Origin of the sequence: Tychonema sp. LEGE 07196 (genome assembly GCF_963890365.1) — a bacterium.
GTDB lineage: Bacteria > Cyanobacteriota > Cyanobacteriia > Cyanobacteriales > Microcoleaceae > Microcoleus.
Genome location: NZ_CAWPRX010000070.1, coordinates 76,400 through 97,998, shown reverse-complemented (window position 1 = coordinate 97,998; position 21,599 = coordinate 76,400). Strand labels below are relative to the sequence as shown.

21 protein-coding genes and 3 pseudogenes are annotated in these 21,599 nt (G+C 43.6%); 14 read left to right on the top strand and 10 right to left on the bottom strand.

Annotated elements, in window-relative coordinates; genetic code table 11:
• Nucleotides 1–46 precede the first annotated feature (46 nt).
• Complete coding sequence (locus tag AACV78_RS09280; protein WP_194011333.1) at nucleotides 47–313, top strand: hypothetical protein; 267 nt, start codon at nucleotides 47–49, stop codon at nucleotides 311–313.
• 573 nt (nucleotides 314–886) lie between these two features.
• On the opposite strand, the gene AACV78_RS09275 is transcribed toward AACV78_RS09280, so the two are convergent.
• Nucleotides 887–1,114 (bottom strand): hypothetical protein, encoded by a 228-nt coding sequence (locus AACV78_RS09275; protein ID WP_194011332.1) that lies wholly within the window; start codon nucleotides 1,112–1,114, stop codon nucleotides 887–889.
• Nucleotides 1,115–1,139: 25 nt separating this feature from the next.
• Nucleotides 1,140–1,457 (bottom strand): hypothetical protein, encoded by a 318-nt coding sequence (locus AACV78_RS09270; protein WP_228042142.1) that lies wholly within the window; start codon nucleotides 1,455–1,457, stop codon nucleotides 1,140–1,142.
• 19 nt (nucleotides 1,458–1,476) lie between these two features.
• On the opposite strand from AACV78_RS09270, the gene lepA reads away from it, so the two are divergent.
• From lepA to AACV78_RS09260, 3 genes are all read left to right on the top strand, one after another.
• Entirely contained in the window at nucleotides 1,477–3,291 is a 1,815-nt protein-coding gene (gene lepA / locus AACV78_RS09265) for a translation elongation factor 4 (protein WP_194011330.1), read from the top strand.
• 375 nt (nucleotides 3,292–3,666) lie between these two features.
• Nucleotides 3,667–3,792, top strand: coding sequence for a type II toxin-antitoxin system HigB family toxin (locus AACV78_RS28705; RefSeq protein ID WP_368666964.1), 126 nt, complete (start codon nucleotides 3,667–3,669; stop codon nucleotides 3,790–3,792).
• Nucleotides 3,776–4,180, top strand: coding sequence for a helix-turn-helix domain-containing protein (locus AACV78_RS09260; RefSeq protein ID WP_194011329.1), 405 nt, complete (start codon nucleotides 3,776–3,778; stop codon nucleotides 4,178–4,180). Before AACV78_RS28705 ends, AACV78_RS09260 begins: the two co-directional genes overlap by 17 nt.
• 155 nt (nucleotides 4,181–4,335) lie before the next feature.
• On the opposite strand, the gene AACV78_RS09255 is transcribed toward AACV78_RS09260, so the two are convergent.
• The 6 genes from AACV78_RS09255 to AACV78_RS09230 form a co-directional block, all read right to left on the bottom strand.
• Entirely contained in the window at nucleotides 4,336–4,917 is a 582-nt protein-coding gene (locus AACV78_RS09255; RefSeq protein WP_194011328.1) for an Imm30 family immunity protein, read from the bottom strand.
• Entirely contained in the window at nucleotides 4,914–5,330 is a 417-nt protein-coding gene (locus AACV78_RS09250; RefSeq protein ID WP_228042141.1) for a hypothetical protein, read from the bottom strand. The genes AACV78_RS09255 and AACV78_RS09250 overlap by 4 nt, the downstream gene beginning before the upstream one ends.
• A 127-nt stretch (nucleotides 5,331–5,457) precedes the next feature.
• Nucleotides 5,458–7,770, bottom strand: a complete 2,313-nt coding sequence (locus AACV78_RS09245; protein WP_194011327.1) for a protein kinase family protein — start codon at nucleotides 7,768–7,770, stop codon at nucleotides 5,458–5,460.
• The gene (locus AACV78_RS09240) at nucleotides 7,754–8,803 is read right to left on the bottom strand and encodes a protein phosphatase 2C domain-containing protein (RefSeq protein WP_194011326.1); all 1,050 of its coding nucleotides are present in this window, start codon (nucleotides 8,801–8,803) and stop codon (nucleotides 7,754–7,756) included. Before AACV78_RS09240 ends, AACV78_RS09245 begins: the two co-directional genes overlap by 17 nt.
• A 23-nt stretch (nucleotides 8,804–8,826) precedes the next feature.
• Nucleotides 8,827–9,684, bottom strand: coding sequence for a vWA domain-containing protein (locus AACV78_RS09235; protein WP_194011325.1), 858 nt, complete (start codon nucleotides 9,682–9,684; stop codon nucleotides 8,827–8,829).
• A 75-nt stretch (nucleotides 9,685–9,759) separates the two neighbouring features.
• Entirely contained in the window at nucleotides 9,760–9,987 is a 228-nt protein-coding gene (locus AACV78_RS09230; protein ID WP_194011324.1) for a hypothetical protein, read from the bottom strand.
• Nucleotides 9,988–10,189: 202 nt separating this feature from the next.
• Here AACV78_RS09230 and AACV78_RS09225 point away from each other — a divergent pair, with 202 nt between their 5' ends.
• From AACV78_RS09225 to AACV78_RS09205, 5 genes and pseudogenes are all read left to right on the top strand, one after another.
• Nucleotides 10,190–10,609, top strand: coding sequence for a helix-turn-helix domain-containing protein (locus AACV78_RS09225; protein WP_228042140.1), 420 nt, complete (start codon nucleotides 10,190–10,192; stop codon nucleotides 10,607–10,609).
• 30 nt (nucleotides 10,610–10,639) lie between these two features.
• On the top strand, nucleotides 10,640–10,948 hold the full coding sequence (locus AACV78_RS09220; protein WP_194011338.1) for a hypothetical protein: 309 nt from the start codon (nucleotides 10,640–10,642) through the stop codon (nucleotides 10,946–10,948).
• Nucleotides 10,949–11,351: 403 nt separating this feature from the next.
• Nucleotides 11,352–11,798: pseudogene (locus AACV78_RS09215) on the top strand (GDP-mannose 4,6-dehydratase); the annotation flags it as partial.
• 183 nt (nucleotides 11,799–11,981) lie between these two features.
• Nucleotides 11,982–12,644, top strand: a pseudogene (locus AACV78_RS09210) (LAGLIDADG family homing endonuclease); the annotation flags it as partial.
• 42 nt (nucleotides 12,645–12,686) lie between these two features.
• Nucleotides 12,687–13,286 (top strand): annotated as a pseudogene (locus tag AACV78_RS09205) (NAD-dependent epimerase/dehydratase family protein); the annotation flags it as partial.
• Between the two features lie 99 nt (nucleotides 13,287–13,385).
• Here AACV78_RS09205 and AACV78_RS09200 read toward each other — a convergent pair.
• Nucleotides 13,386–13,580 carry a hypothetical protein gene (locus AACV78_RS09200; protein ID WP_194011322.1) on the bottom strand — a complete coding sequence of 65 codons (195 nt, stop codon included), beginning with the start codon at nucleotides 13,578–13,580 and terminating at the stop codon, nucleotides 13,386–13,388.
• A 32-nt stretch (nucleotides 13,581–13,612) separates the two neighbouring features.
• On the opposite strand from AACV78_RS09200, the gene AACV78_RS09195 reads away from it, so the two are divergent.
• Nucleotides 13,613–15,001, top strand: coding sequence for a UDP-glucose dehydrogenase family protein (locus tag AACV78_RS09195; protein ID WP_194011321.1), 1,389 nt, complete (start codon nucleotides 13,613–13,615; stop codon nucleotides 14,999–15,001).
• A 160-nt stretch (nucleotides 15,002–15,161) separates the two neighbouring features.
• Here the strand turns inward: AACV78_RS09195 and AACV78_RS09190 are convergent, their stop codons facing one another.
• The gene (locus tag AACV78_RS09190) at nucleotides 15,162–15,632 is read right to left on the bottom strand and encodes a hypothetical protein (RefSeq protein WP_194011320.1); all 471 of its coding nucleotides are present in this window, start codon (nucleotides 15,630–15,632) and stop codon (nucleotides 15,162–15,164) included.
• Between the two features lie 281 nt (nucleotides 15,633–15,913).
• Here AACV78_RS09190 and AACV78_RS09185 point away from each other — a divergent pair, with 281 nt between their 5' ends.
• The 4 genes from AACV78_RS09185 to AACV78_RS09170 all read left to right on the top strand — a co-directional run bounded on the left by AACV78_RS09185 (nucleotide 15,914) and on the right by AACV78_RS09170 (nucleotide 21,206).
• Nucleotides 15,914–16,132: a helix-turn-helix domain-containing protein gene (locus tag AACV78_RS09185; RefSeq protein ID WP_194011319.1), complete on the top strand. Its 219-nt coding sequence runs from the start codon at nucleotides 15,914–15,916 to the stop codon at nucleotides 16,130–16,132.
• 582 nt (nucleotides 16,133–16,714) lie between these two features.
• A complete protein-coding gene (locus AACV78_RS09180; protein WP_194074281.1) occupies nucleotides 16,715–18,919 on the top strand; it encodes an NACHT domain-containing protein in 2,205 nt (734 codons plus the stop codon).
• 82 nt (nucleotides 18,920–19,001) lie between these two features.
• Nucleotides 19,002–19,487, top strand: coding sequence for a HEAT repeat domain-containing protein (locus AACV78_RS09175; RefSeq protein ID WP_194074280.1), 486 nt, complete (start codon nucleotides 19,002–19,004; stop codon nucleotides 19,485–19,487).
• Nucleotides 19,488–19,502: 15 nt separating this feature from the next.
• Nucleotides 19,503–21,206 (top strand): HEAT repeat domain-containing protein, encoded by a 1,704-nt coding sequence (locus AACV78_RS09170; protein WP_194011538.1) that lies wholly within the window; start codon nucleotides 19,503–19,505, stop codon nucleotides 21,204–21,206.
• The last annotated feature ends 393 nt before the right edge of the window (nucleotides 21,207–21,599 follow it).

Genomic DNA, 21,599 nt, shown 5'->3' with positions numbered 1-21,599 from the left:
GCAGAAGTCAGACTTCTGTTGCAATCGATCGCATGGGGAAAGTGCAATGCGAGAATGTCCTAACCGTCAGGGCGGTGGCGATCGTTTAAAACTCAAGACTCAAAATTGTTTTGGGCTTCGATCGTTAAGTTGTGAGTTATGGAAGAAGGAAGAAGGAAGATGGAAGATGAATTCGCTTGTTTTGGATTTAACGGATGTAACGGATAGGAAGAATGAAAAAGCAATCTTCCTATCGTGTTTTAGTAATGGCAGAACCTCCTATTTTTCGAGCGCGTTTGCTATATCGAGCCAATACAAAAATGTTGGTTGTTAAATTAATGATTCATAGCTGGCAACTCACAATTTACAAATATTTTAGGCTGATTCCATTGCGTTTTGAGTTATATCGTGTCCTGTCGATTGACCGAGCTAAAATGGGTTCATAGTGCGGACGACCGTCCCTTTTTTGGTTGCGGAGTCCCAGACGTACTACGAACCATTTTTGTTGCGATCGTAGACCTGACATGATATTATTAATGAGTTTACCAATAATATTTTTTTATTCCTAACTCAACTCAAAACTCAAAATTATTTGCGATCGGCAGTTTTGGGTAATTCAACTATAAAAATTAAGATTTAGGAATTAGTAGCGCGCACGGATTAACGATATAGTTGGAAAATTACGCCAAAATTTGAGGGTACGAACAAATCAAGCCGGGGAATGGAGCGCGCATTTTTTGCTTCATAAAAAAGAAAAGTTCCGAGGTTGTGAGTTGACCGGCGCGAGTTCGGAAAAACCTCTAGCTTTCGCGGCAAAATCTGCCGGTTCTCGAAGCCTTATTTTGGGCGGGCGAGATCTAATTTCACAGCCAGCAGATTTGCGGGCGCTGTCTGGGGCGAGAGAAACTCAGTCGTTCCACTCACCGCGGGGTGGGATTGGGGGGTTGCGGCGCAAGCTCATAGCGCGATCGTCTTCGCGGCGTTCGCCTCTGAGCCACTGCTTGATTGCTGTTTCAATTACTTTGTTGGGGTCATTGGTCAAGTGCTTAATTTGGTCTAGCAGTTCAGGATCGATATGGATGGACAGTTCCACTTTTTCTGATGAACTGTGGGAGGATATACTTGACTCGCTCATAGTTAAAAAATCCTAGTTTTAATTCTTAAGTTTCAATTCCTTCTAGGAATTTACGCTTTTTTGTTGTGAAGGAAGTGTTTTGAAGGAAGTGATGCGTTACTCCTAGTAGAGATTCGCAGCGGATCAAAACCTGTATTTTGTACACCCTGACCGTCCCGCTTCCATAATTTGACCAAATTATCTGGTTGTTGTCAACCGCCAGCTTGTTCTCACCAATATTTTTGAGGTGGCGAAGGCCCGGGAGTAGAGCAACCTGACTGGATTGGAGGTTTGAGAGGGGATGTTGGCGTTCGGCTTTTCCCCAACCGTTCAACAGCTTTCTGTACAATACAACAAAAGTCAATATTTTGCCGATAGGTTTTATGACTAACGTTCCTGTATCTCGCATTCGTAATTTTTCGATTATTGCTCACATCGACCACGGAAAATCCACTTTGGCCGATCGCCTGTTGCAGCAAACTGGGACTGTGCAAGCACGGCAGATGAAAGAGCAGTTTTTAGACAATATGGATCTCGAACGCGAACGCGGCATTACGATCAAGCTGCAAGCGGCTCGGATGAATTATACTGCCAAGGACGGTCAGGAGTACGTGCTCAATCTGATCGACACTCCCGGACACGTAGACTTCTCTTACGAGGTTTCGCGATCGCTCGCTGCTTGCGAAGGGGCGCTGCTGGTGGTAGACGCATCTCAAGGCGTAGAAGCACAAACCTTGGCAAATGTCTACCTTGCCTTGGGAAATAATTTGGAAATTATTCCGGTTTTAAATAAAATTGACCTGCCGGGGGCGGAACCGGAACGGGTGAAAGGAGAAATTGAAGAAATTATCGGTCTGGACTGTAGCGAGGCGATTGAGGCTTCTGCTAAGGAAGGAATTGGTATTGATGAGATTTTGGAGGCGATCGTCGAAAAAGTGCCGCCGCCGCAGGATACTGTTGACAAACCGCTGAGGGCGCTAATTTTTGACAGTTATTACGATGCTTATCGCGGGGTAATTGTGTATTTCCGGGTAATGGACGGAAGTGTCAAAAAGGGCGATCGGGTTTTGTTGATGGTTTCGGGTAAGGAATATGTCATCGATGAATTGGGCGTGCTTTCACCGACTCAAGTTCAAGTAGACGAACTGCACGCGGGGGAAGTTGGTTATCTCGGCGCGGCAATTAAGGCCGTAGCTGATGCTCGCGTCGGGGATACGATTACTTTGGTCAAGAAGCCTGCACCGGAGCCTTGGCCCGGTTATACGGAGGCTAAGCCGATGGTTTTTTGCGGCTTGTTCCCGATCGATGCTGACCAATTTCCCGACTTGCGGGAAGCTTTGGAAAAATTGGAACTCAACGATGCGGCGCTTTCCTACGAACCGGAAACTTCAAGTGCGATGGGATTTGGTTTTCGCTGCGGTTTCTTGGGTTTGCTGCACATGGAAATTGTGCAGGAAAGACTGGAGAGAGAATACAATTTGGATTTGATTGTTACGGCTCCTTCTGTGGTTTATCAAGTCACAACAATTAAAGGAGAAGTGTTAACAATTGACAATCCGAGTCACTTGCCAGATCCTCAGTATCGGGAGAAGATTGAGGAACCTTATGTGCGGGTAGAAATGCTGTCGCCGGAAAACTATGTGGGGACGCTGATGGAGTTGTCTCAAAATCGGCGGGGCATTTTTATGGATATGAAGTATCTGAGTCAGGGGCGGACTACGCTGGTTTATGAGTTGCCTTTGGCGGAGGTGGTGACTGACTTTTTCGATCAGATGAAATCGCGATCGCGCGGTTATGCGAGTATGGAGTATCACCTGATCGGTTATCGCGAAAATCCGTTGGTGAAATTGGACATTTTAATTAATGGCGATCCGGTTGATGCTTTGGCGATGATTGTGCACCGAGATAAGGCTTACAATGTGGGCCGCGGTTTGACGGAAAAACTCAAGGAGTTGATTCCGCGCCATCAGTTTAAGGTGCCGATTCAAGCGACTATTGGTGCGAAGGTGATTGCTTCGGAACATATTCCGGCTTTGCGGAAGGATGTGTTGGCGAAGTGTTACGGCGGTGATATTTCGCGGAAGAAGAAGTTGCTGCAAAAGCAGGCGAAGGGTAAGAAGCGGATGAAGTCTGTTGGTACTGTGGATGTGCCGCAGGAGGCTTTTATGGCTGTGCTGAAGCTCGATCGCGATTCGTAGTTTGTGTGGCTTTTTGTCAGGAACAGGCTTTCGGGCCTGTTCCCAACAAAGAGTCTGTTTTCTTTCTAGGAACAGGCCCGACGGCCTATTCTACCTTTTGCAGATTAAGGGCGATTCCCTACGGGATAGCTGGGCACGCGCGTACTTGACGAAAGAAATTGGTTGAACTAAACTGAATTTTAGTTTAAATTGCTTATAGTAAATGCACATAATCAGCTACCGACGGGTGCGTGAATACAGCGAAACTCATGCTGATTGCGGGGAAGCTTTGGATAACTAATTTAAAATTGCTAGCAAGGCTAAATGGTCTAACTTAATTGAGGTACAATCTGTTTTTCCTAAAGCCGAAGCTGTTGGGGGGTTACAGTTTTTAATATCAAAGGTAATAATTATCGATTAATAGTTAGCATTGATTATGAAACCCAATTAATTTATATCAAATACATTCTCACCCATGCTGAGTATGATAAGGAGAAATGGAAAAATGACCCTTACTTTTAATGCAGATAAATACAAAGAGTTATTGTCTCAGTATCAGCCGAAAATAATTAGAAATGAAGCGGATAATGAGCAGGCTCTGGCTGTGGTGGAAGAGTTGATGCACCAGTGCGATCGCACTCCTGAAGAAAATGAGTTATATGAATTGCTGATTGCATTGATTGAAAAATTTGAGCAAGAATACTATGCACCAGCAGCCACAGCAACGCCTCGTTCAATACTGGTGTTTTTGATGGAACAAAGAGAGTTACAACCTGCGGATTTGGTGGAAGTTATGGGATCTGAAACAAGAGTGTCTGAAGTCGTTAATGGCGATCGAGATATTGGTAAGGAGTTGGCATTGATTCTGGGGAGTTTTTTTCATGTAGAGCCGAGTTTGTTTTTTAATTGAGGGAATTGAAATCATTTCGATTTAATTCAAAATTGTATGTGATGAAGTTCTGTAGGGGCGGGTTTACCAACAATATATAACAAGTACCAACAATCTTAATAAACCCGCCTCCACCCAACAGTAAATGGCAATCTACTGTACTTGCGCCACACGCTTTATTTGATTGGTTTAATTTCGGCTATTGGCCGATCGTCTTGCAAGAGTACCAAGATATTGCCATCTTGGATGAGTTTAATAAAGCTCGACAAATCCCTCTGAATTTCATCAATATTAATGTCGATCGCAGTTGCGCCGGAAATAACTGACTCAGCATGGGAAGATAAAGGAGGGGATTGATTTGCAACTATTTCGCGCAGCAAATGCGTACATAAATCCTGATTTTGAGAATGGTTAGAATGTAACATCTGGCTATATAAATTCCGGGCTAAATCCTGATTGAGAATTCCATAAAGTAGTATCATTGTCCATTCTTTAGCATTCACAATCATTCTGTCTATGCTATCAATAAACGCTTGCAACTGGTCTTTTAGCTCAAAAGACTCCAGAAAATGAATGAGACCATACATGACTTCATGTTGTTCGCATCTGTCATCGAAAACCAGATAAAGTGCTGGCAAATATTCGCTATTAGGATGTAGGGCAAGTTCGGCTAAAGTGTATTCAAAACTCATTACTTCCTCATCTGATCGCATAAATTTATTAGTATTTAATGTTTCTATTAATTGAGTAACGTTCATCTTATCTCTCCCACTTTATCAAAAGTACCCGACCATGCCAGCTTGTTTTGTTTGATGACTTGTTGTAAATTCCGCCTAATTTGTGGTGTATACAGTCTATCTTGGCGATAAATCGATCGCACATCCCACACCGCACTAGCTAGAGCTTGCCGGGGTGATAGACTAAAGTCTGGTCTTTGTCCATAGGATTGTGTGCGCCGATGACGACCACCCGTTCCTGGATATGGCTGTTCCATCAAGATAGCAATACCCTTGTTTCTAGTGTAACCAGAGATTCCTATTTGTTTCATATAAGCATCGGATGGAATATGGTGGGGTGTAAGGTTGTCCCCGGTGCGGCGGATTTTGTTCAAGTCGCCAAATTGTCCGACTGTGCTTTCGCCTGGAAGTAATCTAGGTATGTTATTTGCCACTTTTGTTTTTGAGGATGCCTTTTATTTTATAGTGAAAAATGGTTCGCTATTTTAATTAAATCCTGGAAGATTACTTTTGGTGAATGGGAGGCGATCGCGTTATCATTAATAAAATTAATTTGGCTTTTTATTGTGTCCCAACTTTTCCACTTCCTACTTTTGTTTTCATAAAATTAGCAAATTCTTGAGCAGTTGAGCGGTTGAGAAACGAAGCAACTAAAATTGAAGTCGTACCTTGATAGTTTCTATACACAGGTATAGCATCTCTGCAATAATTAGCACGAATTATTGCTAAATTTCTCTCGCTGTAATTGATATATACAGGATACCAATTAGTGACGTAGCCAGGGTCGCTATCACCACATGAACTCATGGGAAAGTTGTATAAACGAGTAGAATTTGATGTATTTGTATCCGGCAATTTTGTCTCTTGAGAAGTGGCTCTATTGTCATTGTATAATGAATTTTTTGGAGGATCTAGTTTCTGGTTTTTTTCTGGTTTGAGCCGATTGTCTGGTGGTCGATAATTCATCATAAATGCTATACCGATCGAAATTAGTATGAGTATGAGTGAAATGACTGCACAACCCCCATTAGACTGATTCTCTGGGGGAGTTTGGGATGTAGTTAGTTTTGTAGTTGGCGGTGTAGTTAGCGGTGGAGTTTGCAATGATGTTTGGGAACTGGTTTGTGCTGAAGGTAGCGGTACAGGTCGGGAGGGAACTGACCCAGATGAGCTCGAAGAAGACCCAGTTGTTGGTGCTATTGATGTCGGTGTTGGGGAGGGAGAAGATGCCGATGGCGGTGCAGGTCTGGAGGGAACTGACCCAGATGAGCCCGAAGAAGACCCAGTTGGTGGTGCTATTGATGTCGGTGTTGGGGAGGGAGAAGATGCCGATGGCGGTACAGGTTTGGGTGGAATTGACCCAGATGAGCCCGAAGAAGGCCCAGTTGATGTTGCTATCGGTGTCGGTGTTAGCGAGGGAGAGGATGCCGATGGCGGTACAGGTCTGGGTGGAATTGACCCAGATGAGGCAGAAAAAGACCCAGTTGATATTGTTGGAGTGGGGCTGACTGGTGTTTGAGGGGGTGGAACCAGCAATTTGTCAGCCTCAGCCTTGCTAATTATTCTTACTTGATAAGGGTCTTCCCAAATGATTTGAGGAACTTTGTAGTCTTGTCTAAATCTTTTTTGGTAAATAGCAAGTAGTCCCGTAATTTCAACATATTGTCCTGTCAGGCTTTCTAGTTTTGTCGAATCCCATCCTTTGACCTTTCTAATTTTTGCTAATCCTTGAGAAAAAACTACAATGGTAAATGGCTTATACGAGCCTTGTGAAGAACGAAAGTCTCCAAAATTTATAAAAGTAATAGAGCCAAAGTCATCAGTCCCAACCCTTACGACCCTACCCACTATCGTTATGGTTTCTCCCTCTTGGCGAACCAGTTTTAGGATATCATTAGCAGCAAAAATTTTAAAGGGCGTTTGTATGATTGCTGGGCTGCTCGTAGAACCTGTAATATTAGCTGAAGACGCAGGATTCCGCTGCTGTGGCAGAGTAATACTGGGGTTTAAAAAATCCTCAAGAGTAGGAATATCCTCAACAGCGCAATGGCATAAATTCTTAATGCCGCTAACCAGTGAGTCAATTTGAGATATATTTTTTAAATCGGAAAATAGTGATGAATTATTAGGGTCTTGATAATCCTTGCGGCTAAAGATTAGATTTGTACCTGTATGATACTTTTGCCATAGTTTAGAATCTGATGCTAAAGCTTGAAGACTCACATACAAAATAATCAGGGAAAAGCGATCAACTTGAGCATTAAAAAAAGAGCCGGTTCGACTAGGATGTTGAAAATTGATGTGCCCTATCTCATTACTATTTTTATAGGGCATCGTTGGTACATACATCCCGTCATAATCAATTAAAATAGGATGACCATTACTGCCAACCAGTATGTTTCCATGTTGAAGATCACCATGACCCATATTTAGTTCATGGAGTCGCTGGCTAATTAACTTAAATTTCTCGGCAAGATTGCGAAGGTGTTGCGGGTTATTGAGGTTATCTTCGATGTATTCATTTAAGGAATCCCCGTCAACCCAAGCCATTTTTACAATGGGATACCAAGTTCCTCGAACAAGAATACTCTCTGGTTCATATTGGAACTTAACAAAAAAATTATCAGTTTGTTTTTGGAGAAAATCGCTGATATGCTGATATCGTTCCTGAAGGTCTGGCGCTTCTTTATGAAAGCAGCGAATAGCCCATTTATTGCTATGACCAGTTGTTTGTGTCGCACAAGCTGTCAGAGCAAAGCCACCAGAAACTAAACGAGGAAGCCCCAGTGGTGTTTGCTCAATATTCGCACTTTGAAGTTCAGGACTTTTAAAAGCTACTTTGGGGTTTTGAAGAACCTCATTGTAGTCGGTCATTGAGGGGTATGGCATCGATCAGCACCAAAGTTACATCATCATTTCGGATCTCTTTGCGCTCCCGTAGGGTCGCGATAAAGTCTGTAAAATAGATAGCATCAGGAATATGAAATAGTTGTTCCCATGTAGCAAAATCATTACCTAACTCTTTCACGAGCCAGCAAGCTAAAGCATCTGTACAAAGAACTATCTGAAAGGCATCTTTTAGGTGAACTTCTTTTCTAATTATTTTTTGATTGAGGGTTTGCCAGGTTCTAGGTAGGTGACAGATAGATGTAGGGAAAGCACCAAAATCTTCGGGGGATAGTTCTGGCAGCATCCCTACCTCTTCATTCTCTCCATTGCGCCAGAAAATACAACTATCTCCGACGGCTAAAGCTTGTATTTTCTCTGGACTGAAAAACTCAACAGCAGCAAAAGTTACATGACTTCCCCGCTCTAGCTTTTCATACATGAACCAATGTTGTGTATCGGGCATCTGTAATATTTGCTGGCTACTTTTCTGCACAAATTCTTGATGTGGAGACTCTAAACCAGAGGCAGTGAGGAGTTCATCACCTTTTTCGACATAGCTATTCACTACAAGATCCGCCCAGATACCGCTGAATAGGCTCTCGGTTGCACCGTCGGCGACTGCTACGCGGAGAGCCGAAGCTGTAGAAGAACTCAAAGCACTTTTATCTTCACATTCGGCTTTGCTCAATCCCTGCTTTTGAATTTGAAATCTGCGAACTCTGAAGACGCGATCGCCTAAATTTCTAAATTCTTCCTCCGTTGATGTTTCCTCTTTTGCTATGGTGTCTTGAATCTCTCCGGGTGAATAGTTTTCTACAGGAAAGTTAGGCTCAGGAGTGCTATCATCTCTAACGGAAGATGCCGAGTGATCTGATGTACCATCTGGTTGAGGGTCTTGATTATCTTTATTCACGTTTTTTTTCTGCTGATTTTGACAAATATTTGCCATAATAAACAGCAGGAAGCCTACTAAGAGCATGAGTGCTACCCATTCGAGCGAGATGTTTTGTCTTGCCATGACTATATTTTAATAATGTACACCTAGCGATCCATTCCCACAGCATCCGTTGCCGCCCTTGTACCGATATCCAAGAGTTCAACCAGTTGAGTTATTTCCTGAACATTGTAGGCAAAACATCGTGATTCTGATGAAACATTCTTTATTCCTGCTTGCTGAGCAAAAGCTACCATTTTTTCTGGCATATAGCTTGACATCCGAAATAGTTTTTCTGCGTAATTATCAGGTAAACCGTACACTGAGGATGGCAGCATTGCCGTCTCACTCCCTTGGCTAGAAAGGTGAATGTTGAATACTAAGACATTTCCATCATTCGTAGATAGCTGTTGGATCTTCTTAGCAAGTTCTTCGGGATCGCCGTCTGTACTCTGCCCATCTGTAATATGAATAAAGAGAGGAGGGTAGGCATTTGGATGAGTTGCACACCAGTGATTAAGAATATCATAAGCTGTTTGCAAAGCAGCGCACATCGGCGTTCCTCCCTTGGCAATTGGGTCAAACCAAACTTGAAACTTAACATTAGTTTCAATAACGCCGCCAGCCCCATCAGGTATTTTTTTCTGTCGAACTTCAACTCGCAGCGGATTCGTTGCAAAAAGGCTGATGGAATTTACCCATTCTTTAGCTAAATCGCCTGTAAGGGGATTAGCAACTCCTAGTGTAGTATCATAGCCAATCACCCCCAGGTCAAAGTATTGACGAATTCCCTCTGACCCAGTGCATTTAAGAATCAATTCAGTAAAGATTCGGTTCATCACGTCGCTCACACATTGAGCTTTAGACTGACCGTGAGGCATTAACTCACCCATTGAGCCAGAGCGATCAATAGCAAATAGGAATGCAGTAGGGTTTACTCGGTTAATTTCTTCACTGTAAGGCATGGTTTCCTCTCAAAATTTTCTGAACTGTACTAAAATTAATTGAGCTTTACTTTCTCATTTCTAGGGCTTTAGCGACTATGGAAGACGACGCAGCAATTTATCCAACCATTCATCTGTTTCTGGTTTGGACAATGTATCGAAGTCGGTATTGTTTAGCTCTTGCCACCAATGCTCAACATCATCCACAAGCTGTTGCTGCTCTCCATACTGTGTGGCAACGCTTTGTAACTTTATCATTGAGTCAGCAGAAAGCCTTTGAGCGATTGCCTCACGAGCAACTTGTATTACTATTTCACGGTTCATAACTACCTGATTATAACAGCGCTGTATTTTTTGATAATATTACTTTATAATAACCTAACCAATCACAGCATTTATCTGACATACATCAGGAATTATGTTAGACTTCCATCAGGAAATTTACACACACCTATTTATGGCATCCACAAACGATCGCTTCGTCGAAGCAGAAAGCCGCTGGGACTGAAAAACTCTGTACTCCGACTTGGCCGCCGTTAAGGGAAAGCCTCTCACCCCCGTTGAAAAGCTGCACCTGCGGGGGTTGCTTTGTGGCAACAGTCCCGCTGAAATCGCCGAAAAGCTGCAAAAGAATCCCAAGGGTGTGGAAACTGACCTGTGTGCCACTATTTATAAATACGTTAAAGTCTTTGTGGGTAAAGGCATTGAAAAGATAGAAAACTGGAGAAATATTGCTGAATGGCTTGAGGATGCTGGATATAAAACTCAGTCGTCTGCTAAATTCCCGGTCAAAGATTTATTACCAGAAAATTGTATTGTTAATGTAACGAATATAAATATCGATAACAATCAAATAGTATTTTTTCTAAACCTGCGAATACCGACCTCACAAGATTCAGAATTGTCAATAGAAAATCTAGACATCAACGATAACAACGCTAACTAAAATTTTGCCACAACTCAACTAATTGGTAGGGTGAAGCGACTACAATCAGGAAGCGCGATCGCCCTTACCCACTCAAGCAACAACCTCAGCAATAAAATTGATATTACTATTCTACCAAACATTTACATTATTGGCGGCCCTAACGGTTCAGGTAAAACGACAGTTTCCCTGAGATTATTGCCCGATCGCATTGACGCAGGTGTCAAAGCAGCCATCGCTCAAGCAATTGAAAAACATCCCAGACTAGGACAATCAATTAGAATCTGGCGTGACGGTAAAATCGTTACTTTAACTGCTGCTGAGATTCCACCAAGAGCCGACAGCGACACTGCTTTTTAGTCTTGAGAAAGCGGGTTGTTTACGGAAATACTTCATTTGACCCTTTAACAGTCGTCAAAAAGCAGGTTTTTTAGGTATTTATGCGTAACTCCTTAGATAACTACACACAGAAGCGATCGCATAACAAACAACCAATAATCCATAACTTAAAACTGAATTATTGTCAACAGTATTTTCCCGGAAATATTGAAGCTTTAATAAAAATTGCTAGCTGACATTTGCGAATTATAGCACTTTGTTCAATATATTTGAAAATGCTAAGTTAATTAAAGATTTGATGAAAGAGACGCATAAGTGTTTACACAGGCGATCGCAATTTTGTTATTCTATTATTTAAGTTTCATTCGATCGACTGAATTTTTGTACCACAGTCCTACCCCTAAACAGAACGGCAGTTTCCCCCATGAGAATTTTAGTCACAGGCGGTGCGGGTTTCCTCGGTTCCCACCTAATCGATCGCTTAATGGCCCAAGGACACGAAGTAGTCTGCCTGGATAACTTTTACACCGGGACTAAACGCAATATCCTCAAATGGCTGGACAACCCCTACTTTGAGCTGATCCGCCACGACATCACCGAACCGATTCGGTTAGAGGTAGATCAGATTTACCATCTTGCCTGTCCAGCTTCCCCCATACACTATCAGTACAATCCTGTCAAGACAATTAAAACAAACGTCATCGGCACGATGAATATGTTGGGATTGGCCAAACGGGTAAAAGCAAGATTCTTTCTCGCTTCCACATCCGAAGTGTACGGAGATCCTGACGTACATCCCCAAACAGAAGATTATCGCGGCAACGTTAATTGTATCGGAATTCGCAGTTGTTACGACCAAAATACTGAAATTTTGACAGAAAACGGCTGGATACCTTTTCCCAAATTACAGCCGGGAGTCCCCGTAGCAACCCTCAATCCAGAGAATCAGATTGAATATCACGTTCCCGATGAGTTAATCGTACAACCCTATGTGGGTAACTTGCTCCGGTTTGCCAACACTAAATTTGATTTTTGCGTGACTCCCAATCACTCGATGTATGTCAAAAACAGAACAGGAAAATTGAAATTTATTCGAGCCGATACAGATTTATATTGGCATCATCAAAGAGCCATCACAGGAGCAGAGTTTTTAGGATCAGAAAAAGAATGGTTTGAATTAGGAGAACCCCCGCGCAATGCTAAAGTAAACGTCGAACGGGTGCGGATGGATGATTGGCTAGAATTCCTGGGCTACTACATTTCTGAAGGTTGCGTCCATGTCCGTAGACGAGCGCGAGTAGTGAATGGCTCCAATTATGATGTTGCTGATTACAACATATTGATTGCTCAACAAAATCCAGAAGGACGGACAGCTATAGCAGAGTGTCTAAAGCGGACTCCCTTTAAGTTTTTCGACTCGGACGACCACCAATTTCGGATTTGTAGCAAACAGTTAGCAGAAATTCTGCTGCCACTGGGCAAGTCGGGCGACAAATACATACCGCGAGAATATCTGAATCTTTCTCAGCGACAGTCATTAATTTTGTTGAAAGCTTTGATTTTGGGAGATGGCTCTGAAAGAGGAAATGCCTGCGCTTATTACACTAAGTCAAAACAATTAGCTGACGATGTACAAGAGTTGGCTATGCGCTGTGGCTATGCCGCAACGGTGGTAAATCATGCAGTTGGTCGCGACCTTTATCGAGTTAATATTCGGCCTGCAAAAGATGCAAATCTGGTGAATCCCGAACCAGTTCGCTATGCTGGCAATGTTTACTGCGTCAATGTTCGCAATCACGTTATCTGCGTCCGCCGGAACGGCCGGGCTGCTTTTTGTGGCAATTGTTACGACGAAGGCAAGCGAGTAGCTGAAACCTTATCTTTTGATTACCACCGTCAAAATGGGGTAGACATTCGAGTTGTGCGAATCTTCAATACCTACGGCCCCCGGATGTTGGAAAATGACGGCAGAGTTGTCAGCAATTTTATTGCTCAAGCTTTACGAAATCAGCCGCTGACTGTTTATGGCGACGGTTCCCAAACCCGGAGTTTTTGCTACGTTTCTGATTTGGTAGAAGGATTCATTCGCTTGATGAATAGCGACAAAATTGGGCCGATGAATTTGGGGAATCCAGGCGAATACACTATCTTGGAGTTGGCACAAAAAATTCAAAACATGATTAATCCAGGGGCAGAAATTATCTTCAAACCTCTGCCGGAAGACGATCCAAAACAGCGACAACCGGATATTACTCGTGCTAAAACTTGGTTGGGATGGGAGCCAACCGTGCCGCTGGATCGAGGTTTAGAATTGACTGTGAAAGATTTTCGCGATCGCATCGAGGGAAACCAACAGTAGAGATAGGGAGAGGGGAAGAGGGGAAGATAGGGAGAGGGGAAGATAGGGAGAGGGGGAGATAGGGAGAGGGGGAGATGAAAAATAGGGTACAAGAATTTTCTACTTATCTCTTCCTTCTTCCTTCGTCCTTCTTCCTTCTTCCTTCGTCCTTCTTCCTTCGTCCTTCTTCCTTCTTCCGACGGACTTACATCCGTTACATCCCGTACATTGCTCGTTGCCGAACTTCCATCTTCCTTCTTCCATCTTCCATCTTCCATCTTCCATCTTCCTTCTTCCTTCTTCCTTCATTTCCATCTGATTAATTCACCAACTTTGAGGACATTTATATGCGTGTTTGCGTCATCGGTACAGGATACGTCGGCTTAGTTACCGGCACTTGCTTAGCACACATCGGACATCACGTTATTTGCGTAGACAACAACGAAGAAAAAGTCAAATTAATGAAGTCGGGACAGTCGCCAATTTTTGAACCCGGACTGTCTGAATTAATGTCCTCTGCTTCTCAATGGGGAAATCTAGAATTTACTTCAGATTTAGCAGCAGGAGTCGCTCACGGGGACATTTTATTCATTGCCGTGGGAACCCCTCCTTTGCCTACGGGGGAAAGCGATACTCGCTACGTAGAAGCTGTTGCGCGCGGCATTGGAGCTCACCTCGACGGCGATTACAAAGTGCTTGTCAACAAATCCACGGTGCCCATCGGTTCGGGGGATTGGGTGCGGAGGATTGTATTAGATGGTTTGGCTGAACGTCAAAAACCTCAAAGCGGTGATGGGGCTACTGGTGAGGAAGTAGCAGCAAAAACTGGCGTGCAATTTGATGTGGTTAGCAATCCAGAGTTTTTGCGGGAGGGCTGCGCTGTTTTCGATACGTTTAATCCCGATCGCATTGTTCTCGGCAGCAACTCTCAGCGAGCTATTGATATGATGCTAGAGTTGTACAAGCCGATTGTCGATCGCAAGTTTGCCGAAAATCAGTCATTGGCGGCAGTACCTGTCGTGACGACAGATATCAGTTCGGCGGAGATGATTAAGTATGCAGCTAATGCTTTTTTGGCGACGAAGATTAGCTTTATTAATGAAGTAGCTAATATTTGCGATCGCGTTGGTGCAGATGTTACCCAAGTAGCCAAAGGTATCGGTTTAGATTCGCGGATTGGCGGCAAATTTCTGCAAGCCGGCATCGGTTGGGGCGGTTCTTGTTTCCCCAAAGATGTTTCAGCTTTAGTTCACACTGCTGAGGATTACGGCTATGAGGCGCATTTGCTCAGGGCGGCGGTGGAAGTTAACGAACGCCAGCGCTTGATTGCTATTGAGAAATTGCAGCAAGTTTTGAAGATTCTTAAAGGTAAAACAGTCGGACTTTTGGGTTTGACTTTTAAGCCGGATACTGACGATTTGCGGGATGCTCCTTCGCTGAATTTAATCGACAATTTGAACCGATTGGGAGCGAAAGTTAAAGCTTACGATCCGATTGTTTCTCAAACTGGGATGCGTCACGGTTTGTCGGGAGTTTTGGTAGAAACAGATCCTGAAAGATTGGCTGACGGTTGCGATGCTTTGGTGTTGGTGACTGATTGGGAACAGTTTCGCAGTTTAGATTATGAAAAAATGGCGAAGTTGATGGATCATGCGGTGATGATTGACGGCCGCAATTTCTTAGATAAGAAGGTTTTAGAAGCGGCTGGTTTCCAATATGTGGGAATTGGAAGATAAGAAAGAGTTTTGAGGATAATCTCTATCCTGTAGGGTGCGCCGCAGCGCACCTTACATTTACTCGAAGATCCGAAAGAGAACAATAGGGCGGGCACTGGAACACCGCCCCTACAGAAATCAAAGGTGGCGAACAATCGCGGGTTTACTCGACGCGCCTGCTTTAGAAACTTTCCATTAATGTTTTTTCTTGAGCGTAAACATCGCGTAGTTGTTGCAGTGCTGAGGCTGAAATTACCGATTTAACTGTAGCGACTAATTTACCCCATTCCAGCAAGCTGTCAACTGAAACAGCGGCTTTGAAGTTGTACGTATAAAATTTAGTCCAAAATTCTGGTGCTTGGGTGCGTTTCCAGCGTTTGTACCATCCGAGAAAATCTTGAGCGCAGGCTGGTTTTACTTCTAAGATTGGGGGGAAATCGGCGTAGCTGACGAATCTACTGAGGCCTTTGGCGTGTACGTACACCATGTTGTGACAGCATTCGATTCGGTAAATTTGGTCTGGTGTGATGTTGAATAAAAGCGCTACTGTTTCTTCGGTGACAAATCTCGATCGCGGATTGACGACTGACGATTTGTGAATAATTTTTGATGTGCCGATCGCTAACGATCTTAACTGATTGTCTGATATCATTGTAGCTGCATATCCTAGTGGTAGGTAAATCTATCTGTTAGGTGCGAGTGACAGAAATTATCTGTCGGAATTAATTTTAACTGGCGATCGACTTTAGTTTCGCTGACTCAGCCACAAAACGGATACAAGCCCCGACTCCCGCAGCTAACAGCCCCAAATTTTAGATGCTTGTTCCCGATCGTAGATTCCTGTGTGAAATCAATCTAAAATCTAAAATCGACTGACTGACCGATCGCCTTTTGATACAATATACTAAATCCAAAATTTTGTAAATACTGAATATGAGCAAAGGCTTAGTCAGGTTGCGGGTTAGAGAGTTGGCGGCCCAGAAGGGATGGACGCTCAAGGAGGTTGCCGAGCGATCGGGCGTGGGCTACAGTACGATTAGCAATTATGCCCGATCTCAGGGCATGGCGATGGTTGATTTTGCGGCAGTGTACAAGTTGGCTCGCACCTTTGATGTGATGATTGAAGATTTTGTGGAAATCATGGAAAAATAGGTGCTGTTGGGCGATCGAGCATTTGGTAGAGATTGTAGCAGTTTTAAATCGGATAAACAACAGTCCCCAAATTAAGAATCTACAGTGCCGTTTCCCTATCATAAAAACATCCCAAAAACTTGTCGGGGCTGGCTCGGCGACATCTCACAAATCCACGTAAAATACCAAAAAGTTGCCCCCACCACACGATCAATTCATAAGTAGTAAGACACAATTAATTACACAAAACTCTGGGCTGCAAGCCTTGTCTAGTAAAGAATCAGCAAAAAATCAGTGTGTAATTAATTGTGTCCAATTACTTATCAACATCTTACCCAATTAATTAATCGTACATTTTAATTACTTGTGGTTGGTGCGGGTTTTTGAGATGATTCATTTTCACCATAAATTGTTGGTTAGGGAAACTCCTAAAAACCGTGAATTTCTATGAATATTTAGTCCTAGGGTGCGTCGGCGAGCGAAAATCCCTAACCAAACATGGAAAATCTCAAATATCCGCACCTGTGGCATCAATCGATCGCAACCAAAGTCGCCTACAATCAAACTAACCCGCTCCAAACCGGAAATTAGGAGAACCGTCAAATGATAGATGCAGCGGTACTACTGGGAGGGCTTTTCACAGTTGTTTGGCAAGCCATCCTGGGGACTCAAGCCAACGATGCAGCAAAGCACCTCTGTTTGACCGGGATAAAAAAGATATCACGAAACGGTAAAATTGTCAATCACGATTTAGAAAAATCCCTAAAAACATCTTTCCTGAAAGCTCAGCAACAAATCGCCTCAGAATGCAAACAGGAAATCGATCCGAAAAATAGCGTTAACCGAGAAAGTTTTAGCTATTCGCTGCAAGAGAGGCGTAGGGATTGTGATTGGTTGAAACGAAAGCTAGAACAGCTAAAATTAGATTTAGCCAATGTTGAGAAAGAAACAGTCCCGTCTGGGATTCCCATCGCAAGTTTAGATGAAATAGAATTGCTGCTGACTGCGACAGACGAGTTAAAGCAGAATCGGGTAGCAGAAGTCAAGCAAAAACTGCTGGAAGTTGCCCTAGAACATTGCGATGTCGCACCATACAAAATTAAGTTAGAGCAAGATTTATTTGCCTTGGTTTCAGCATACTTTGCTCAGGAAATCAAGGAAAATGAAAAGGTTTTTCAGATTTTTACAGGGCAAACTTTGACGCGGATTGATCGCACAACCCAAGAGATGTATGCTTGGCTTGAGGAGATTGTGGAAAAAAGCCGGATTGTTTACCAGCCGATTGACTGGCGGGCTATTTGCCAGGAGATTTTAGACGAGAAAGAACAGCAGCGACTCAGCAGCAATCGGCTAACTTTTGGAAACCATCAAATAGATGATGTTTACCTGCCGCTGGGATTGGTGGAACGGCACAAAGTGACTCAGCGAAGCGAGGATTTGGCGGCTGAGGAAAATTTAAATTTTTACAGGATAAAACAAATTACTCAAGGGTTTGAACACAGGGAGTTTCTTGAGCAAGTAATCCAGCAAGGAAGCAGCCCGAAAAGCAATGGGAAGCGATTAGGAATTATCGGGGAAGCGGGGGCGGGTAAAACTACGCTGTTGCGGCGGATTGCGAATTGGGTTGCTGCTGAAATTTCCGAGGCGATTGTGATTTGGGTGTCTTTAGCAGATTTGCAGGGGAAGGATTTAGAAACCTATTTATTTGATAGTTGGCTGCTGGCGGCAATTAAGAGGGTTGGGAAGGCTGAGGCGACGGCGGATATTAAGGATGATTTTGTAGCTGTGTTTAATGCCGAGGGGGTTTGGTTGGTGTTGGATGGGGCGGATGAGATGGCTGCGGGTGATGGTAATCCTTTGGCGGAAATTGAGCGGCAAATTAGGACGGGCGGCTGTGTTCAAAGGGCGCGGATCGTGCTAAGTTGTCGGCAGAATGTCTGGGATGCGATCGGCTCTGCGTTGGATACTTTTGACACTTATCGTACTCTGGAATTTTCCTATCCCGAACAAGTGGAAATGTTTATCGATAAGTGGTTTGGAACCCCCCCTAGCCCCCCCTTGGTAAGGGGGGGGACAAGAGTGGAAGAAGAGGTGACAGGAGAAGTAGAACCTCTTGCTCCCCCCTTAGCAAGGGGGGCTGGGGGGGTGCTTTCTCAACAAGTAGGAGAAGAATTAGAAGAACCTCTTGCTCCCCCCTTAGCAAGAGAAGAAGGGGATACTCTTCCTCCATCATTCCCAACCCAAAATACAGAAGAAACTCTTGCTCCCCCCTTAGCAAGGGGGGCTGGGGGGGTGCTTTCTCAACAGCTACGGGAAGCATTAGCAGCATCGGGAAAAGAGCGAATTCGAGACTTAGTAAAAAATCCCCTGAGATGTTCGCTGCTGTGCGGCACTTGGCAATCCTTAGATGGGGATTTGCCGGATACTAAGGCTAAGCTTTATCAGCGATTTGTGACTACTTTGTATCAGTGGAAAAAACCGCACTTGAATTGGAGTCAGCAGCAGGATTTGAATGCGGCTTTGGGGAAATTGGCACTGGCTGGGATGTTAAATGAAACGGAGCGCTTTCAGTTGCGAGAAAGTGTGGGATATCGGGTGATGGGTGCATCGCAGTTTGAGTTGGCTTGTCGTTTGGGTTGGCTGAATTTAGTGGCGAGGGATGCGGAGACGCTGGAGGGGATTTATGCTTTTTACCATCCGACTTTTCAGGAATATTTTGCGGCGTTGGCGGTTGAGGATTGGCACTTTTTCTTGAATCATACCCCCCCAACCCCCCCTTACCAAGGGGGGGGCTTATCGCATTTTTGAGAAGCAGTGGAAGGAGGTTATTTTGCTGTGGTTGGGGCGTGAGGAGGTAGGGAAGGAGAAGAAGGAAGCGTTTATTAAGGCTTTGGTTGAGTTTGATGATGGGTGCGGGAATTTGTATAAATTACGGGCGTTTTTTTTAGCGGCTGCGGGGATTGCTGAGTTTAAGGATTGCAGTCTTGCTGATGAGATTGTTCGGCAGATTGTTAAGGTGGGGTTTGGTTATTTTGATGACCTAAAATCGCATAGTTGGACAATTACTACTCCAATGGCCGAGAGAATAAGGGAAACACTAAAAGAGACGGATAGGGGAAGGGCTATCTTTCAGTTGATCGAGTTAATCCGTATTTCTCAGTATGAAGATACTCGGAGACAAGCCGCATATTGCTTAGGACAAATAGACAAAACTAATCCAGTTGCGATTGATACTTTGGTCGAGTTAATCCGCAATTCTGGTTCTGAGTATACACGGTGGCAAGCAGCGTATAGTTTAGGTACAATAGATAGATATAACCCTGTTGCAATTTCGACTTTAGTCGAATTAAGCTGTGTTGATATCAGAAATTATTAGATATGAGGTATATTGATGGCAGAACTAAGTCATAGTTTAGAAAATTTAGAAAAAATAGGCAAAGACAACCGAGTAGCTATCTCTGCTGTAGTCAAGTTAATCGCTTCCTCTCAGCAGGAACGTACCCATTGGATGCTAGCAGATTACTTAGGAAAAATAGCAACCAATAACTCAGAAGCTATTTCTGCTTTAGTCAACTTGATCGGGAGTTATCCAAATGAAACTACTCAGTTAAAAGCGGCAACTAGCTTAGGAAAAATAGAAAAAAATAACCCAGTTGCGATCGATACTTTAGTCAATTTAATCCGTAATTCTCAGGATGGATATACTCGGCAAAAAGCCGTACATAGCTTAGGTGATATAGGTAAAGATAACCCTGTTGCTATCGAAACTTTAGTAGAGTTAATAGGTACTGAGCCGGATCAACTACTCTTGTTGAAAGCAGCAGATATACTAGGACAAACAGACGAGTATAACCAAATTGCAAGCGAATTATTAGTTAAAATAATAAAAGTTGTTGACGAAAAAAAGATCCTGATACCTGCAACTGTAATATTAAATAAAATAGGTAAAGACAGCGCAAATGGGATGGTCGAAGCTTTAGTCGAAATAATGGAAAATACTCAGAATGATTTCAAGTGGGATAGAGTAGTATGGTGCTTAGGAAACATAGCTAAAGATAAGCAAGTTGCCATCGAAGCTTTAGTCAATCTAATAAATAAGTGCGATGATGAAAATATCCTGTTGAGAGCGGCAGGTAGATTAGGGGACATACAAAAAAATCACCCAGTTGCTATAGGTACTTTAGTCAAGCTGATATCTAGTTCTCAAAATAAAGATATCCTGTGGGGAGCGACAGGTAGGTTAGGAGAGATATCCAAAAGTAACCCATTTTCTATCTCGGTTTTAGTTGAGTTGATCCGCAATTCATGTGATGAACATATTCGTTGTCAAGCTGCAGAAAGTTTAGAAAAAATAGACAAAGACAACCCACTTGTCGTCGCCACTTTAGTTGAGTTAATCCGCAATTCAGGTGATGAAGGTACGCGGAGTGAAGCGCCATATAGATTACCGGAAATTATGAAAGGTAAACACTTCGCCACCGCAGTCTCAGGATTGAAAGATTGCCTAACTTCCGAAATCTCCGAAAACGATTTTAAGCGCTATGAAATCTGCTACAAAGTCATCTGGCACTGCGCCGAAAATATGACTTACCCAGACTTTTATCAAGCATGGCACACTCAACTCACCAATTCCCCAATACCGGCAGACAACCACCCACACAATACAGATATCCCCACACTCCTCAAACAACTCCAGCCCACCGATAAAACCTTCCCGGTGTCCCTCAACATTCGCGCCTTAGAAGGCGAAACCGATGCAAGCGCGATCGCCCAAGAACTCTGTACCCAACTATATCAAACAATCTTCCCCGCAGATACAGACATCCCCGCCATTCGCAACGCCCCGGAATTCAAGCGATTAATCCCCCAACTCAAAAACCGCCTGCAAAAACAGCACATCGCCTTAATTTTGCACTCGTGCCCCTGCGAAAATGCGCTTTCGTCTTTCACCCGCAAACTCGCCGACACTCACATGGGAATTCATATCGCCTGGATTACCGATACACCGCTGGAATTGCCGCTAACAAATTTGGCTGCGGATGGAGAGAATTTGTTGGAGGCGGTGCAGAATTGGATTGCGGGGATTGGTGCGTGATATTGGGCCTTTCGGGTTAACCGTAGTTTAGACTAAAAAATTAGTGCAGCTAAAAGTAGTGGCCTTTAAAGAGTAGCCAAGCTGTTACTCAAAAATTCAAAAGGTAGAAGATTAAATAGCTAATATTGAACACTTTTTGCGCCCTTGAAACCCGTTTGTTCACAGTGGAATAGCACGGTGCTTTATTCCGTACCTTCCCCTTTTCCCAGCCGGGGAACTTTCCCCTTTGTTTAGGCATTTTCGCGGCAGTACCAATATCAACTAAAAGCCACAAAACAGGTTAGTCGAGTTAAATTGATAAGCTTCAGATTGCTCTGGTGAGTCGATTCTCGATCGCTAAATCCCTAGCCAGCCAGACTTGCCAACTCATCAATGGCATTAAATCGCTCCACC